The 16,125-nt window shown below is 44.4% G+C and carries 18 protein-coding genes; 7 read left to right on the forward strand and 11 right to left on the reverse strand.

Annotated features, from left to right (window positions below):
* Positions 1-48: 48 nt before the first annotated feature.
* Together NSS75_RS19525 and NSS75_RS19530 are read left to right on the forward strand one after the other, a co-directional pair.
* A complete protein-coding gene (locus NSS75_RS19525) occupies positions 49-1,659 on the forward strand; it encodes an SWIM zinc finger family protein (RefSeq protein WP_339234564.1) in 1,611 nt (536 codons plus the stop codon).
* Positions 1,646-4,420: a DEAD/DEAH box helicase gene (locus tag NSS75_RS19530; RefSeq protein WP_339234566.1), complete on the forward strand. Its 2,775-nt coding sequence runs from the start codon at positions 1,646-1,648 to the stop codon at positions 4,418-4,420. The genes NSS75_RS19525 and NSS75_RS19530 overlap by 14 nt, the downstream gene beginning before the upstream one ends.
* Before the next feature lie 122 nt (positions 4,421-4,542).
* On the opposite strand, the gene NSS75_RS19535 is transcribed toward NSS75_RS19530, so the two are convergent.
* The 4 genes from NSS75_RS19535 to NSS75_RS19550 form a co-directional block, all read right to left on the reverse strand.
* Positions 4,543-5,400 (reverse strand): Cof-type HAD-IIB family hydrolase, encoded by an 858-nt coding sequence (locus tag NSS75_RS19535; protein ID WP_268497501.1) that lies wholly within the window; start codon positions 5,398-5,400, stop codon positions 4,543-4,545.
* A 5-nt stretch (positions 5,401-5,405) separates the two neighbouring features.
* Positions 5,406-6,182, reverse strand: a complete 777-nt coding sequence (locus NSS75_RS19540; RefSeq protein ID WP_103671910.1) for a DeoR/GlpR family DNA-binding transcription regulator — start codon at positions 6,180-6,182, stop codon at positions 5,406-5,408.
* A 226-nt stretch (positions 6,183-6,408) separates the two neighbouring features.
* A complete protein-coding gene (gene ssbB / locus NSS75_RS19545) occupies positions 6,409-6,750 on the reverse strand; it encodes a single-stranded DNA-binding protein SsbB (RefSeq protein ID WP_024123111.1) in 342 nt (113 codons plus the stop codon).
* 77 nt (positions 6,751-6,827) lie between these two features.
* Positions 6,828-7,211 (reverse strand): hypothetical protein, encoded by a 384-nt coding sequence (locus NSS75_RS19550; RefSeq protein ID WP_024123112.1) that lies wholly within the window; start codon positions 7,209-7,211, stop codon positions 6,828-6,830.
* A gap of 175 nt (positions 7,212-7,386) precedes the next feature.
* On the opposite strand from NSS75_RS19550, the gene NSS75_RS19555 reads away from it, so the two are divergent.
* Together NSS75_RS19555 and blaOXA are read left to right on the forward strand one after the other, a co-directional pair.
* Entirely contained in the window at positions 7,387-7,797 is a 411-nt protein-coding gene (locus tag NSS75_RS19555; RefSeq protein ID WP_024123113.1) for a YwpF-like family protein, read from the forward strand.
* Positions 7,798-7,848: 51 nt separating this feature from the next.
* Complete coding sequence (gene blaOXA / locus NSS75_RS19560) at positions 7,849-8,652, forward strand: class D beta-lactamase (protein ID WP_024123114.1); 804 nt, start codon at positions 7,849-7,851, stop codon at positions 8,650-8,652.
* 31 nt (positions 8,653-8,683) lie between these two features.
* On the opposite strand, the gene mscL is transcribed toward blaOXA, so the two are convergent.
* Together mscL and fabZ are read right to left on the reverse strand one after the other, a co-directional pair.
* Positions 8,684-9,076, reverse strand: a complete 393-nt coding sequence (gene mscL, locus NSS75_RS19565) for a large conductance mechanosensitive channel protein MscL (protein WP_101859854.1) — start codon at positions 9,074-9,076, stop codon at positions 8,684-8,686.
* A gap of 71 nt (positions 9,077-9,147) precedes the next feature.
* Positions 9,148-9,573, reverse strand: coding sequence for a 3-hydroxyacyl-ACP dehydratase FabZ (gene fabZ / locus NSS75_RS19570; RefSeq protein ID WP_024123116.1), 426 nt, complete (start codon positions 9,571-9,573; stop codon positions 9,148-9,150).
* Positions 9,574-9,766: 193 nt separating this feature from the next.
* Here fabZ and NSS75_RS19575 point away from each other — a divergent pair, with 193 nt between their 5' ends.
* The gene (locus NSS75_RS19575; RefSeq protein WP_213418070.1) at positions 9,767-10,831 is read left to right on the forward strand and encodes a tetratricopeptide repeat protein; all 1,065 of its coding nucleotides are present in this window, start codon (positions 9,767-9,769) and stop codon (positions 10,829-10,831) included.
* A 21-nt stretch (positions 10,832-10,852) separates the two neighbouring features.
* On the opposite strand, the gene NSS75_RS19580 is transcribed toward NSS75_RS19575, so the two are convergent.
* The 5 genes from NSS75_RS19580 to NSS75_RS19600 all read right to left on the reverse strand — a co-directional run bounded on the left by NSS75_RS19580 (position 10,853) and on the right by NSS75_RS19600 (position 14,254).
* Positions 10,853-11,662, reverse strand: coding sequence for a flagellar hook-basal body protein (locus NSS75_RS19580; RefSeq protein WP_198098113.1), 810 nt, complete (start codon positions 11,660-11,662; stop codon positions 10,853-10,855).
* Between the two features lie 32 nt (positions 11,663-11,694).
* Positions 11,695-12,507, reverse strand: coding sequence for a flagellar hook-basal body complex protein FlhO (gene flhO, locus NSS75_RS19585; protein WP_024123119.1), 813 nt, complete (start codon positions 12,505-12,507; stop codon positions 11,695-11,697).
* 160 nt (positions 12,508-12,667) lie between these two features.
* Positions 12,668-13,669: a cell shape-determining protein Mbl gene (mbl, locus tag NSS75_RS19590; RefSeq protein ID WP_010332179.1), complete on the reverse strand. Its 1,002-nt coding sequence runs from the start codon at positions 13,667-13,669 to the stop codon at positions 12,668-12,670.
* Positions 13,670-13,847: 178 nt separating this feature from the next.
* Positions 13,848-14,129: a sporulation transcriptional regulator SpoIIID gene (gene spoIIID / locus NSS75_RS19595; RefSeq protein ID WP_010332180.1), complete on the reverse strand. Its 282-nt coding sequence runs from the start codon at positions 14,127-14,129 to the stop codon at positions 13,848-13,850.
* A gap of 14 nt (positions 14,130-14,143) precedes the next feature.
* Positions 14,144-14,254 carry a protein usd gene (locus NSS75_RS19600; protein ID WP_082687840.1) on the reverse strand — a complete coding sequence of 37 codons (111 nt, stop codon included), beginning with the start codon at positions 14,252-14,254 and terminating at the stop codon, positions 14,144-14,146.
* Positions 14,255-14,478: 224 nt separating this feature from the next.
* On the opposite strand from NSS75_RS19600, the gene NSS75_RS19605 reads away from it, so the two are divergent.
* Positions 14,479-14,892, forward strand: coding sequence for a MarR family transcriptional regulator (locus NSS75_RS19605; RefSeq protein ID WP_103671889.1), 414 nt, complete (start codon positions 14,479-14,481; stop codon positions 14,890-14,892).
* A 20-nt stretch (positions 14,893-14,912) separates the two neighbouring features.
* The gene (locus NSS75_RS19610) at positions 14,913-16,109 is read left to right on the forward strand and encodes an MFS transporter (protein WP_339234574.1); all 1,197 of its coding nucleotides are present in this window, start codon (positions 14,913-14,915) and stop codon (positions 16,107-16,109) included.
* The last annotated feature ends 16 nt before the right edge of the window (positions 16,110-16,125 follow it).

The following is a 16,125-nucleotide window of genomic DNA, read 5'->3' on the forward strand; positions in this document are numbered from 1 at the left end:
AGAGAAATTGGATCTTTTTATTACGTGACTCGGTTAGGAGCGATAATCATGCTTCAGAATATGATTTCTAAAGACGATGTGCTGGCATCGGCTGAACAATTAAAAGAGCTTCTTCCTTACAGCGAGGAAAATGTTCAGCTGATCAAAAAAGCCCTTATTTTATATCGGCAGGATTCAGTCTATCGTTTACAAGCAGTGAGTCCGACGGAAGTTACGGCTTACGTGCAGGATGTTGTGCCTGTGCGGGTCACATTGAACTTATTTGTCATAGCCAAAAGCGGCTGTTCATGTCCGTCTGGGAGAATCTGCCGCCATAAGCTGGCTGTTTTTTTATATGTATATGCAATGTTTGAACGAGTGGGAACTTTTACAGAGCACTGGCTGGAGAGGGAAAAGCTTGAAGAAAGCAAAGAGCTCGTCCGGCGTCAATTTCAGGAGAAGGTGCTGCCTAATGAAGAGTCGCTTTCAAGCTGGCTTGCTTTTTTCGATTCAGAGTTTTCTCTTTGGCAGGTACGCACGGCTGAAGGCAGCCAAAACATGCAGGGCCTCTATTACGGCTATCTGTCCGCTTTGAAAAAGCATGCCCCGAACAAACCGGAGCTGAAAAGCCTGTATCAGATTCATTCAGCGATCGCGGTGTGGCTTCGCATGTTTACATTGATTGAAGAAGGAAAACTGGACCCCGAGCATGATTTTTATTCCCTCAATCCTTATGTCGAACAGCTGATGGACACGATCTACAGCTCAATTGATAAATTAAAAACGTACGCGCTGTCGTTTGCACTCGATCCTTTTCTGGAGAAAACGCCGGATGTCATTCGGGATCTCTTATTGAAGGAAGATATTTTTCAATATGAACGCATCCGCATTTTCGGTGAAATTTGGAGTGCGCTGCTGCCGCGGCCGAAATGGGTGGCGCGTGAGCAAGAGATCCTGCAAAAAGAAGCCGGGCGGCGATTTTCTCCTGAATTGCAATTCGGGCGTCTGCATTTAGAATTTTTGCAGAAACATGATGACGCGATTTTTGCGGAAACCGACCAATTTCCGCCGGAAGCGCTGCCGTATACGTTCCAATGGCTGAGTGAAATCACCGGGAAAAAGGATTGGAAACGGCTCAAAGCATGGTACCTCCGGATTGAATCGATTGCGATTGGTTATACGAAGCTGGATAAGCCTTTTAAAGAAATTCGCGACGTAATTGGCGAGCTGTTTCTTCTGCTGAACGCGTATGTGAAGCAAACCAATGACCAGGCGCTGTTTGAACGCTATGCGGCAGGCTGTCTGCCATATACTTTCACAGAATACAGCCATCATTTGTATGAGAAAAAGCGTTATGCCGAGTGGATCGAAATCCACAGCCTTGTTGGCTTTTCAATTTATGAAATGGATAAAACGATGCTCAAAGAAATCGCGGCGAGCGATCCCGAAGCCCTTATACCCGCATACCACAGAGAAGTGGCTTTTTTTATCGACCAGAAAAACCGCAGCTCTTACAAGGAAGCAGCCCGGTATTTGAAAAAACTGCGGACGCTCTACAAAAAAGCGAAAAAACTGAAGGTATGGGAACGCTATATTCAGCAGCTGAGCTCACATTACAAGCGCCTGCGCGCCCTTCAAGAAGAACTGCAGAAAGGAAAGTTGATTGATGGCGAGTCTTAAAGAAATACTTATTCACGTCGAACAAATGGAAGACGGGTCATTCACGCTCTCAGCCTTTGATGAGAATGAGCAGCCCCTTCCCTACAGCCACATGAAAAAGCATTTGTTTCAATGGCACGAATCCTCATTTTACGGAACCTTCCTTGAGGATGTCAGCTTCATCGGGACAACCGCGGTTTTGCTTTCTCCATGGATGACTGTAGAGCTTCTCGGCAAAAACTCGTTCAACTCATTCAGCTCCGTGCAGCTCACAGAAGAAACGGAACCGCTGATTGAGGCAGCGTCTACCATTTACGAATTTATCGCGGACGGCGATTTCCTGCCTGACTACGAAGCATGGACAAACGGTGCTTTCCGCTGGAAGGATCAGGACAGCATACTGGATGGCTTTACTGCGGAATGGTTTTCAGCCGCGGTGCAGGATTATATTCAATATGACGACGAACTGCGTGAAAAATGGGAAAATATCAAAGAAAAATCACCTGCGGTCACAACATTTCGCGGACATTTTCTGGATGAAGAGGATTTTCTCGAAGGCATCGGCTGGGTTGACGATCAAACCCCGTTTACGGTCGGCCTCCGCTTGAACGAACCCGACTTTGACGGCGATGACTGGAAAATCGAAATGTTTTTACGCGATAAAAAGAGCGGTGCGGTTGTATTTTTTGACGGGCTGAAGAGCCTCAAAAAATCGTGGCAGGCCTACAGCGATAAAATCGCACGCGAGCAGGACCGCTTTCATCGAACGGTTCCGTGGCTGTCATTTGATTCCGGCACGACGCTGATTTCAGAGGAAGAAGCCTGGATTTTCCTGTCGGAGGCAAGTGAGACGCTTGTCGATATGGGCGTTGAAATCCTCCTGCCATCCTGGTGGCAGATTGTCAGAGACAGCAGCATGATGCTTAAAGCAAAGGTGTCTTCCGCCCCGCGCGGCGAGTCATTTGTCGGCATGAATGCGCTGCTTGATTTTAACTGGCGGTTTGCGACAAACGGCATTGAGCTGACAGAGGATGAATTTAACGAGCTTGTCGCGAGCAACAGGCGCCTCGTCAATATTCGCGGGCAATGGGTGAAAATAGATCCGCAGTTTATCAAACAGATGAAACGGCTGATGGAGAAAGCGGAATCAGAAGGGCTCCATATGTCTGATATTCTGGCACGTGAGCTGATGGATCAGCAGGAAGGCGGGCTTGAGGACTCAGACATCATGGATACATCCGCTTTTGCCGGTATTCAATTCGACTTGTCAAAACAGCTCAGATCACTGATTCGAAAGCTGACAACAGCGGAAAATCTGCCGGAGCATGAGGTCAGCCCCTCCTTTCAAGGCACGCTCCGCCCGTATCAGAAATACGGCATGAACTGGCTGCTATTTCTGCGGCAAAGCGGTTTTGGCGCCTGCCTGGCCGATGATATGGGGCTTGGGAAAACTATTCAGATGATCGCATATTTTCTTCATGTGAAGGAAAGCGGACGGCAAAACACGCCGAATCTGATCATCGCGCCGACATCCGTACTCGGCAACTGGCAGAGGGAGCTTCAAACCTTCGCGCCCAATCTGTCGGTCGCTCTCCATTACGGCCCGCGCCGTCCGAAGGGTGAAGACTTCACCGGCTATTATGAAAACGCGGATGTTGTCTTAACCTCCTACGGGCTGTCGCATGCCGATTCTGAAGAGCTTTCTTCGGTGACATGGAACACAATTTGTCTTGACGAAGCACAAAATATTAAAAACGCGCATACGAAGCAATCACGTGCAATCAGAAAGCTGAAGGGCATTCACCATATCGCGCTGAGCGGAACTCCGATGGAAAACCGCTTGACTGAGCTATGGTCGATTTTCGACTTCATGAATAAAGGCTACCTTGGCAGTCTGACCGGTTTCCATAAACGCTATGTATTGCCGATCGAAAAGGACCGGGACGAAAAAAGAATCGGACAGCTTCAGCAATTAATCCGGCCGTTTTTGCTGCGGCGGACAAAACGGGATGAGGACGTCGCATTAAACCTTCCCGACAAGCTGGAGCAAAAAGAGTTTATTCCGCTGTCAGCCGAACAGGCGTCTCTCTATGAGCAGCTGGTGAAAGACACTTTTGAACATATGACGTCACTGACAGGCATGCAGCGAAAAGCACTGATCCTCAGCATGCTCGGACGGCTTAAACAAATATGCGATCATCCCGCGCTTTATTTGAAGGAAGATCAAACCGAGCTGCTGGCCGGACGTTCGGTCAAGCTTGAAAAATTGCTTGAGCTGATGACAGCGATCCGCGCCCAAAACGAAAGCTGTCTCATTTTTACGCAATATATTCAAATGGGGAACATGATGAAGCGATTGCTTGAAAAAACCTTCGGCGAACCTGTACAGTTTTTGAACGGGAGTCTTTCTAAGCAAGAGCGCGATACACTCGTTGAGAAATTTCAAAAGAAAGAATACCCGACATTGATTCTATCACTGAAAGCGGGCGGAACCGGACTCAATCTGACAGCCGCCAATCACGTCATTCATTATGACAGATGGTGGAATCCGGCTGTTGAAAACCAAGCCACTGACCGGGCATACCGCATCGGGCAGGAGCGGTTTGTCCACGTTCATAAAATGATTACAACAGGAACAATTGAAGAAAAAATTGATATGATGCTTGAAACAAAGCAAACACTGAATGACCAAATTATCCAAAGCGAAAACTGGATTACCGAGCTGTCCACAGATGAGCTCGAAGAATTATTTACATTAAGCGCCTCAGCGCAGGCACAATAACCACAAAAAAGCTGGCTCTTTAAAAGAGCCAGCTTTTTTCCGTTCATCGCCGTCACGCCGAATTTCACAGAATCCGTTACGCCGGTTATGTACAGGATGCACTTTTTTTCAAAAGATAAACCTTACAGCAAGTGCCGAATCATATGGGCAACGCCATGTTCATCATTGGTCAGGGTTACAGCGCCGGCTATCGCTTTGATGTCCTCCCGCGCATTGCCCATCGCTACGCCTTTTCCGGCAGCCTCCAGCATAGACCTGTCATTTAAGCTGTCGCCCACGGCTGCTGTTTCCTTCATTGGGATGTTAAGCCGCTTTGCCAGCCTTTCCAGCGCCTGCCCCTTGGATGCCTTTTTGGAGGAAAGCTCAAAGTTATGATCAGCAGAGCTGACAAGTGTCAGATCTTTATCCTCCTGGTATCTCTGCCAGCCGGCCTCCAGCTTTTCTTTGAAGAAAGAAAAGCCAAGAATGTTGTAAAAATCAATCTGCTTATCCTCCTCAAAAAGCTCTTGAAACGTGTCGATATAAGCGAAGCCCGATTGACTGTATTGCACCTCGGCTGCCTGCATCAGAACAGAAAGGTCAGCCTTTGGATTCGCACTTTTGACCCGGTCAAGCTCAACATCTAGGAGCTGCCTGCCGTTTTGCGGCGTATAAATAGCTGAGTCTGTAAAAACCTCATAATAATAGTTTTCTGACTGAAGCCACGAGAGGATGTCATACGCCCGTTTTTTATCGATTGTTTCCGAATGATAAAGCCTGCCGTCAGGGTCGTGAATGACAGCGCCGTTCGCACTGATGACCCACGTTTTGATCCCGAGCGGTTCAAAAATGGACACGACATCAAAATAAGCGCGTCCCGTTGATACAACAACCTCAATCCCGTCCCGCTGCGCCTGCCGCAGAGCATTTTCATTTTCTGAGCTTACTTGATGCTTGCTGTTCAGCAAGGTTCCGTCTAAGTCGGTCGCAATCAATTTCACGTTTATCAGCCCTTTCTTTCATCCTGCTCTGTCACGAGAAGTTCGACGCCATTAAGGTCAAGCAAGTCGCAAAACGCCTGATCCGGCAGCCGGTCTGTGATCAAGAGATCAATTTCACTCAGATCAGCGTACTGATAAAAACCGGTGCTTCCCAGCTTCGAATAATCCGCAAGGGCGATCACCTGCTTCGCCTGCTGAATCATTTTTCGCTTCACCAGCCCATCTTCTTCATGCGCGATCGTAATGCCGTGTTCAGAAATGCCGACAACACCGATCAGCGCTTTATCGACGTGATAGCTTGAAAGCTTTTCAATCACAGAGGCGCCGTACAAGAAACGATGCTCCTTTTCAAGCTTGCCTCCGAGAAGATAGATCTCAATACCATCTTTGTCTGAGAGCACTTCCGCGAGATTAATGGAGTTGGTGATAACCGTACAGTCGTCTGCATTTAAGTGTTTAGCGCACGCCTGAACGGTTGTAGACGCATCTAAAATAACCCGGTCGCCATTTTGGATCAGTGATGCGGCGAGTTTGCCAATCTTGTTTTTTTCCTCGGACACTGTTTTCAGCCGGCCGGAATACCCTTGGATTTTCTGGTGCACAGACGGCAGAATGGCGCCGCCTCTTGTGCGAATAATGGCATTCTGTTCCTCCAGCTTCACAAGATCCCGCCGTGCTGTATCTCTGGACACCTGAAGGAGCGTACAGATCTGCTCGGTTGTAATGCGGTTATGCTCCTTTAGATAATCCACAATTGCTACTAATCTTTCTTCTTGGTACACGCCCTCATTCCTTTTCATATGACGTTATCTTTAAGCAATTATAAGTTTTTATATATTAACAATCAATATTATTAAGTGAAATTAAGTAAAAATGCATCATAAGAACCAATTTTTCCTATATGAAACAGAAAGAAAAAACCAGTCTGGTCGACTGGTCAATACAGAGGGGGTGATGCGAAGAAAAGTAATCGTGAATGGGATTTAAAGCGGGAGGAGCAGGGGGATGTCAATCGGCAGCTTTTTCCCGAGGTTTAGGGTCCATAAAACGAACAGTATCAGCCATCACTTCAGTTACGTACACTTTGACACCTTCCGCATTTTCATAGCTCCTTGTCTGAATCCGTCCGCTTAGGCCGACGAGAGAGCCTTTTTGGCAATATAACGCCGTGTTTTCGGCCGTTTTTCTCCAAAGCGTGCAATTGACGTAATCCGCTTCAATTTCTCCTGAAGCATTTTTGAAGCTGCGGTTAACTGCAATCGTAATGTGTGTGACTGCCGCGCCTGCAGAAGTGTACCGAAGCTCAGGGTCTTTTGTTAAACGTCCGACAAGCATGACCTGATTGAACATTGCGATTCCTCCTCTCCTTGCGGTTACACGTATTGTAGACGATGCAACGAGAAAAGAAAAACGCTCAAAATCTCATTTCAGCCTCTGTTTTTATCTTTCGTTTTCATTTTTCCCTCAGCTAAAAACAGCTTTTGTTTTTTCCCTCTAAAGAAATATGTATTTTTTAAAAACCGGAAAAACAATTTAGATGTCAGCCAATGCTGCGTATTCATACAGACATAAGAAGAGCCGTCCCATGCAAACCACTGAAAGCTGAGCTTCTTTTCCGGGAGCGACAGCTGGATTTTGTACTGTTCCATCCCATCATAAGTTTCGTATAAAAAAATCATCCTCTCTTTCCTATATAGATGAACCTCAAAAATATCTTTACGGCTTAACATATAAGCTTCATTCGTTTGAATCAAACGCTGATCCGCCGGAGTGCCGTCAATATAAATTTCCTTTAAATGAAATCGATTCATACACACCTCTCCGTAATCCATAGTCAGTTACAGTATAATGAAAAAATAGAAATTATTAAATGTTGTACCAGGACAAAATATATTGTCCCCGGCATTACAGCGTTTTCACGGAAAAATGAATATGTGTTATAATTCATTTTAAGAATTCTTTGTAAGTAAATGGGGTGAGATAAAAATGAAAACCTTTAAACTGGTTGATCTGAACGTGGAACGAGTGGACAAGGGAGAAAAGTCAATTGAACAGTTTCCCCTTATTGACGGACTGATTATCAATAAAGAAGACGGCGAAAATCACTGGCTGATTGAAGCGCTTGTTCCGAAGGAGCACTTGTCTTTTTTTGACCAGCTTCAAAAAAAACAAGCTGAAGTCAAAGTGTTTGTGACGATTACGAAAAAAAGCAACCGCCCTGCCCAGCTGACTGCAGCTGTGAAGAATATTGCTGAACTGGAAGAAAGCATCTCGGTTTTAATTTACGGACAAATGGTGACAAGAAAACAGCAAGGCACTGAAACCATTCTGGAATCTCTTGTAAAAGAGGGCTATACAGGAGCGAAGCTGATCGAGGCGTTTAAGCAGAAGATATAAAAGAGAGTGGAGATCCCCCTCTCTTATTTTACATTTGCTGAGGTGACACGTATGAATAAGCGAAAAATTCAAGCGGTTGTTTTATCACTTATCGGCGCAGCTGTCCTTTTGACATCAAGTTTGCAAACACCTAGAGAAGCTGTTGCTGCCGGGAAGAGTCCCAATCTAAAGAAAATGAATGTCAATGAGTTTTTCACTGATCACGACGGAACTTTTATCTTACGTGATCTGAAAAATGAAAAAACATTCGTCTACGGCGATCAACGCGCGACACAAAGATTTGCGCCGCAATCGACTTTTAAAGTCCCAAACGCGCTCATTGGATTACAAACAGGCGCCGTTAAAGATGAATATGACATCAAATACTGGGACGGTGTAAAACGTGAGCTCGATGTATGGAATCAGGATCACACGCTAGGATCTGCCATGAGATACTCCGTTGTTTGGTATTATCAAGCGATGGCCCGTGACATCGGAGAAGAGCGAATGAAAGAATGGATTGATAAAATAGCGTACGGCAATCAAGATATCAGCGGCGGCATTGACCAATTTTGGCTGAGCAGCACGCTTAAGATTTCTCCTCTGGAACAAACGGACTTTATGGAAGCCTTATACAAAGAAAAACTGCCATTTGATAAAAACGTAATGAAGACAGTGAAGCGGATGATGATTCAGGAAGATGAGGATCATTATACGCTTTATGGAAAAACCGGTTCAGGCTCAGGCATCGGCTGGTATGCAGGCTTTGTCAAAACCGAAAACGGAGTGTACAGTTTCGTGACGAACATTGATGGTACCGGCACAGAAGCGAAAAGCATGACAATGGACATTTTGAAGAAATATGTTCTGCCATAAAAAAGACCGCCGTCTCAGACGGCAGTCTTTTTTATTCCGGTGACCTTGTTTGCTGCTTCAGCAGATCTCTGATTTCTTTCAGCAGCTCTTCTTGCACATCCGCCGCTTCCGCCTCAGCCTCTTCTTCCGCTTCTTTCTTGCGCTTCAATTGATTCAAAGTCCGAATCACAATAAAAATAGAGAACGATATGATTAAGAAATTTACAATGGTTTGAATGAAGCTGCCGTATTTGACGACCGCATCACCAAATGTAAAGGACAGCCCCGAAAAATCAAGCCCTCCCAGAAGCAAGCCAACTAAAGGCATAATGATATCATTAACGAGCGATGTGACGATCTTACCGAACGCGCCCCCTATTACAACACCAATCGCAAGGTCAACAATGTTCCCGCGCATGGCAAAGGTCTTAAACTCTTTCCACATACAATCACCTGCTTTTTTTGTTTTGAAAGAAAAAAAGACAAATGTGCCGCTGCCCATCTGTCTCTTTTCACTTACTCGCCGAGGGCAAAAGTCAGTTCAACTTCGCAAACCACTTCGCCGTCAACTTTGGCAACGCCTTTTCCGCGCCCGATTGTGCCTCTCGCACGAGTGATTTCCACCTCAAGGTGAAGCTGGTCACCAGGTTTCACTTGTTTTTTAAACCGGCAATTGTCAATGCCTGCAAAAAACGCCAATCTGCCGCGGTTTTCTTCTTTAATCAGCATCGCAACAGCCCCGACTTGAGCAAGCGCTTCTACAATTAATACGCCGGGCATTACCGGATACTGTGGAAAATGTCCGTTAAAGAACTCTTCATTAGCAGTTACATTTTTATAGCCTTTTGCCCGTTTGCCCTCTTCAACTTCCGTAATCCGGTCTACGAGCAAAAACGGATAGCGGTGAGGAATAATTTCTTTAATTTGCTGAGTATCAAGCATTCTCTTGACATCTCCTTCATCTGCGTTAGTATGTATAGCAATCATTTATGATCTAATCTGTACATTTGAAAAGTATATTATGAATTAACCTCTTTTTCAACCGGCGCCCAAAGTGTAACCAACTGTCAATGAGAGCCGTCAAAAGTTGTGATATGATAATTATAGATTTTACCATTAGCAAAGAGGTAGGAAAATGATTTCGAAGTTTATTGAAAAAAGAATTCAAAAAATGTTAGACGAGTGGTATACCGCTATTGGCAAACGTAAAATGGATGACGCAGCAGCACTTAAAGAGAAAATCGACCAGCACCTTCCGAAACTTAAAAAGAACACAAAACTTTGGATGCGTTATCAATTGTTCTTCGCACGCCACCAGCTCCTTTTTGAAAACCAGGACGGGATGGATTCATTATTCCATGAGTTATATGAACAGGAAGACAAAATGGATGATGAATTGAAATATTATCTGCATTTTTTCTCAGGATTATATGAAATGGTCAAAACCGCTCCGAAGCATGCGGTGAATGGTTTTAAAAAAGCTGAGCAGTACCTGCACGCGATTCAAAACGCATTTGAAGCCGCTGACTTTTATTATCAAACTGCCGGCGCCTATTACTTGATGAAATCACCGCCGCTTTCCATCCAATATGTTGAAAAAGCATTAAATATCTACTTGCATCAATTCGGCTATGTCAAAAAGGTGATCAGCTGCAAACTGCTCCTCGCTGTAAACTATATTGATCAAGAGCGCTATGATGAGGCTGAACAGCTTTTCAAAGAAATCATCAGGAAAACCCAGCAGGTAAATGACGATAATCTGCTGTGCCACGCTTATTATAATTTGGGCTTTTTAAAAGCAACCGAAAAGAAGGACCATGAAGCGCTTCTCTACTTTAAAAAGGTATTGAAGAATCATGAATTTGAAACCAATTCTCCAGTATCCTATCTGCACTGTGTGTATGAATCCGTCAGAGCTCTTTTTAAAACAGAAAAGATCTCAGAAGGAAAAGCGGTTTTGCAAAAAGGGAAAGAATTATCTGAAAAGGTAAACATTCAAACAATTCAATTGAAACTAAAAACACTTGAAGCGCTCTATACGTCTGCTGAAGATCCTTATGATACCTTGCTTGAATATGTGCTTGAATTAGAAAAAATCGAAGCTTGGGTGGATTTAGAGGTGCTTTTGGAGGACATCACGGAATACTACAAAAAAAAGGACGATTTCGAAAAAGCCGCCTTTTTTATTATGCGCGGCTGATTGAAAACGCCCATCTTTCGATTATCTGACAGAATTAATCAAACCGAGCATCTGATCACCCATTGTGATCGTTCTGCTGTTCAGCTGATAAGAACGCTGAGACGCAATCAAATCTGTCATTTGCTTAGAAATATCCACATTTGACATCTCAAGTGCACCCTGCTGCATGCCGATGTTTTGTCTGTTTGCGCCATTCAGCTCTTCAAAGGCTGCCGCATTATCAATGGAGAAAAGATTATTTCCTTCGGATTTCAGCTCTTGAGGATTGTTCACTTGGACAACCCCGAGATTAAACCGCTGCACCGTATTCCCGTTAGATGCGGTTAAGGTCCCGTTTTCATTGATCATGATTTTTTTCATTGAGCTGTCTATGTTTACTGCATTGCCGTTTTCATCAAGCACGGGATGACCGTTGCCTGTCACGAGCTGAAGCTGGTTGGCATTATCAGCGGAAGGCGATAAATAAAGCGCTCCGTCCCTCGTATATTGGCGATTGCCATTCACGTTAACCTGGAGGTATTGGTAAGGAGACGTAAAAGCGATATCCAGATCGCGCTCCGTCTTCTTAATGCTTCCTTGATCGGATACAAGCCGTGAATTCATCATCGCTCCGACGCCAAGGCGCAACCCGGGCGGCGTTTTTCGGGATTGTGCCACTTCTTCATTTTTTTCATCAACCTGATCGAATTGCTGTCTGACGAGCTCAGAGAAATTCGTATCCTTAGCCTTATAGCCGGTTGTGTTGCTGTTGGAAAGGTTGCTGCTGATTGTGTCAATCTGCTGCTGCAGCTGGTTTAAGGTTGTTGATGCCGTTAGCATTGACCTGAGCATAGTTGATGTCCCCCGTTTTTTCTTCCGTTATCTTATATTTTTCCGATTTCATTGGCTGCTTTGTCCATACTTTTGTCATACGCCTGAATGACCTTCTGGTTTGCTTCAAACGATCTGTACGCTTCAGTCATTTCTGTATAGGCGCTCGTCACATCAACATTCGAAAGCTCGGAAACGCCTTGTTTTAATGAATAGGATACTTGGTTATTGCCAGCCGCACTCGGCAGGTCATTTCCGTCAGCCGTGCTGTACAAATCATTGCCATCTTTTTTTAGATTTCTGACGTCCTCTGCCATTCTGACATCAATTTGTCCGGCTGTCCGTCCGTTCGCAGTAACAGTACCGTTTTCAGACACAGTGAAATTTTCATTATCGACCGTAATCGGCTGGCCTGTCGTGGATAAAATGGTATTTCCGTTGATTGTCAGCTGATTGTTCTCATTTAAAGAAAATGTGCTGCTTTTGGAATAACGGACCCCATTCGCCGTTTGAACCGGATAAAAAAGGGCCGCATTTTCATTTGTTTCTGCATTTACCGGAACTTGATTTTCAATCAATGTGATGTCTGTAGGCTGATCCGTCGACTTAAGGCTTCCCTGTGTGAAAAGAGGCTTAAGCTCCTGCATATACACACCGGTGTTAACGGAACCGATTTCTGTTTTCGATGTGCCGGCCGGAGATTTTGCTTCAATTCTGCTGAGAAGCATCTCAGGGAACGCACGCATCGAGCCTTGTTCTGCTTTATATCCGGATGTATTTGCGTTTGCGATATTATTTGAAAGCATTTCCGTTCTGCGCTGCTGGGCAATCATTGCGGATGTTGCGGTATATAATCCTTTTAACAAGTTTTCCACCTCTAAAATGGCATTTTTTCCAGTTGTCATATAGGGAACATTCGTTCTGTAATACAAATAAGTATTTTATCCTATTATCGGCATTTCTCATCAATTCGTGAAGAGTTTTCATAAAAAAACCCCATTCTTTTTCAGAATGAGGTTTGAGTGATCAGCTTAGTTTGCGTTTAGGAAGCTTGTCCATATTATCAAGCATAACACCTGTGCCGACCGCCACACAATCCATTGGATTTTCAGCGACAAGCACCGGAACCTTCAGCTCTTCAGCGAGCAGCTGGTCGAGGCCGTTTAAGAGCGCGCCTCCGCCGGTAATGATAACGCCGCGGTCAATGATATCAGCGGACAGTTCAGGCGGTGTTCTTTCAAGCACTTGTTTCGCTGCCTGCACAATAACAGCTACAGATTCACGAAGGGCTTCTTCTACTTCTTTGCTGTTTACTGTAATTGTTCTTGGAAGACCGGAAACCATGTCCCGTCCGCGAATGGAAATTTCTTCGTGACGTGCGTCTGGGAAAACTGTTGCGACTTTAATCTTAATATCTTCCGCAGTACGTTCGCCGATCAGCAGCTTGTACTCGCGTTTGATGTAATTTAAGATTTCCATGTCAAACTTGTCCCCAGCCATTTTAATAGAAGAGGAGGTGACAATATCGCCCATTGAGATGACTGCGATATCCGTCGTCCCGCCTCCGATGTCTACAACCATGTTACCGCTCGGCTGGAATATTTCCATACCCGCGCCAATAGCGGCAACTTTCGGTTCTTCTTCAAGGTACACATGTTTACCGCCGCTTTTTTCAGCAGCTTCTTTGATTGCTTTTTGCTCAACTGATGTAATATTCGTCGGGCAGCAAATAAGCATGCGCGGTTTTGAGAACAGGCCTTTTACGTTCAGCTTGTTAATAAAATGTTTCAGCATTGCTTCTGTTACTTCAAAGTCAGCAATAACTCCGTCTTTCAGCGGGCGAATCGCAACAATATTCCCAGGTGTACGTCCAACCATTCGTCTTGCCTCTTCGCCAACCGCCAGCACTTTGCCGCTGTTTTTATCAAGTGCAACTACGGAAGGTTCATTCAGAACAATTCCTTTACCTTTAACATGGATCAGTACATTTGCAGTACCGAGGTCAATACCAATATCCCTTGCAAACATCTATTTATATCCTCCTTGAAAATCTGTTTCACAGTAAATATCCACATTGTGCCCTAATTATATATATTATCATAAAATATAGAAAAAAAGTTGGAAGCACATTAAGTTCTTTACAAATTTTTGCGGATGATCTACAAACGATTTCCGGAAGACAATGCAGTTGATTTGTCCTAAGTGATTATGGCTGGCGAACGGGCTCTCCTTCAAGAATTTCATCCTTTTTATACTTGAGTTTTGTTGCTTCTCCTCCTCTTAAATGCCTGATGGATTTATGATAATCGAGTATTTCTTTCACTTCGTTTGCCAAGTCAGGATTGATTTCAGGCAGACGCTCTGTTAAATCCTTGTGTACTGTACTTTTGGAAACACCAAATTCCTTCGCAATGACACGAACGGTTTTCTTTGTCTCCACGATGTACTTTCCTATCTTGATTGTTCGCTCTTTGATGTAATCGTGCACACCACTCGACCTCCCTAAAATGGATGTGAGAAGTGTGAAATGAGATCCGTATTCTGTAAAGAGTCATTCATTATGCAGCTTCTTTGTTGTATGGTTTTAAAAGTAAGTTTGTGAAATATGCCCACGATCCCTCACCTCAAACACTCTCTTTGTTAGGTTTGTAACAGTGTATTAGCATTCTTGTGGGAATATGCTAAAAACTCAATAAGGACAAGGGGTGAAACGAACTTTTCAACTTCCGCTAATTATTTCGCGTCACTAAATTTATATCTTTACATCCTTTCATCGCTCCTGTAAAATGAAAAAAGCAATTAGTTACTTAGGTAAGTTTTTTTAGAAGGAGACCGAAATGACCTACGTCAACAGACACCTCATTCATCAAATCAACCAAAGCGCCCGCCTGATTGCCAAAAAAGCCAATGAACAGCTGGAGCCATTCGGCCTTTACTCATCTCAATGGTCAATTTTATATTGTTTGCGTACGATCGGACCAATGACTCAAAAGGAGATTTGGTCCTATTTAAATGTGGAAGCGCCAACCGTGACCCGGACGATCAAACGCCTTGAAGAAAACGGCTGGGTACAGAGACGGCAAGGTGAAGACAAACGGGAAAAACTCGTTGTCCTCACAAAAGAAGCAGAGAAAAAATACGAAGAAATCAATGTGAAAATGCTTAAATTTGAGGAAGAACTGCTTGCAGATTTCCGTGATGAAGATAAAAAAGCGTTTTCTCATTTATTTCGTTTGTTTTTACAACAATGAATTAAGGAAGTGACATACATTTGAAAAAGTCTGAACCGATTTGGACCAAAGATTTTATTATGGTCGTTCTCGTGAACTTGTTTGTTTTTGTGTTCTTTTATACATTTTTAACTGTTCTGCCTATCTATATGATGCAGGAGCTGGGAGGTACTGAATCTCAGGGAGGGCTGTTGATCAGTCTGTTCTTGTTATCCGCCATTTTCACACGTCCTTTTTCAGGAGCTATTATAGAACGGTTTGGGAAAAAGAGAATGGCGATTGTATCGATGGCGATTTTTGCCCTTTCGTCTTTTCTTTACCTGCCAATCCATAACTTCTATCTGCTGCTTGGATTGCGGTTCTTCCAAGGAATCTGGTTCAGTATTTTAACCACTGTAACCGGCGCGATCGCAGCGGATATCATTCCAGTTAAACGCCGCGGCGAAGGGCTTGGATACTTTGCCATGTCTATGAACCTCGCAATGGCTATCGGTCCGTTTCTCGGATTGAGCCTGGTGAAAATTGTGCCTTTCTCTGTCTTCTTTACAATTTTTGCAGTGTTTATGATTGTCGGGCTGTTTGTTACATTACTCATTAAAGTGCCAAACAGCATCAGCAGCGGAACGACTGTATTCCGCTTCTCTCTGTCGGATATGTTTGAAAAAGGCGCGCTTAAGATTGCGATTGTAGGGTTGTTTATATCATTCTGTTATTCAACAGTTACGGCATTTTTGTCCGTTTTTGCTAAGTCTATTGATCTATTAAATGTCAGCGGCTACTTCTTTGTATGCTTTGCCGTTACGATGATGGTCGCGCGTCCGTTTACAGGCAAACTGTTCGACAAAGTCGGACCGGGGATTGTGATTTACCCTTCAATCCTGATTTTCTCTGTCGGACTTTGCATGCTTGCCTTTACGCACAGCAGCTGGATGCTGCTATTATCCGGAGCGGTGATCGGGCTCGGATACGGCTCAATCGTGCCGTGCATGCAAACGCTGGCGATACAAAATTCACCGGCACACCGTTCAGGATTTGCGACAGCGACGTTCTTTACGTTCTTTGACAGCGGAATTGCCGCTGGATCGTATGTGTTCGGATTATTCGTTGCTTCCGCTGGCTTCTCATCTATTTACTTAACAGCGGGTCAATTTGTTCTGATTTCTCTTCTCCTCTATGCATGGAGCCAGAAAAAAACGGCTGTCGCCGAACCTGAAGGAAAAGTGTCGATTGCAGAATAGCTTGTCAGACTGCCGG

Origin of the sequence: Bacillus sp. FSL K6-1012 (genome assembly GCF_037964915.1) — a bacterium.
In the GTDB taxonomy this organism is placed as follows: domain Bacteria; phylum Bacillota; class Bacilli; order Bacillales; family Bacillaceae; genus Bacillus; species Bacillus halotolerans.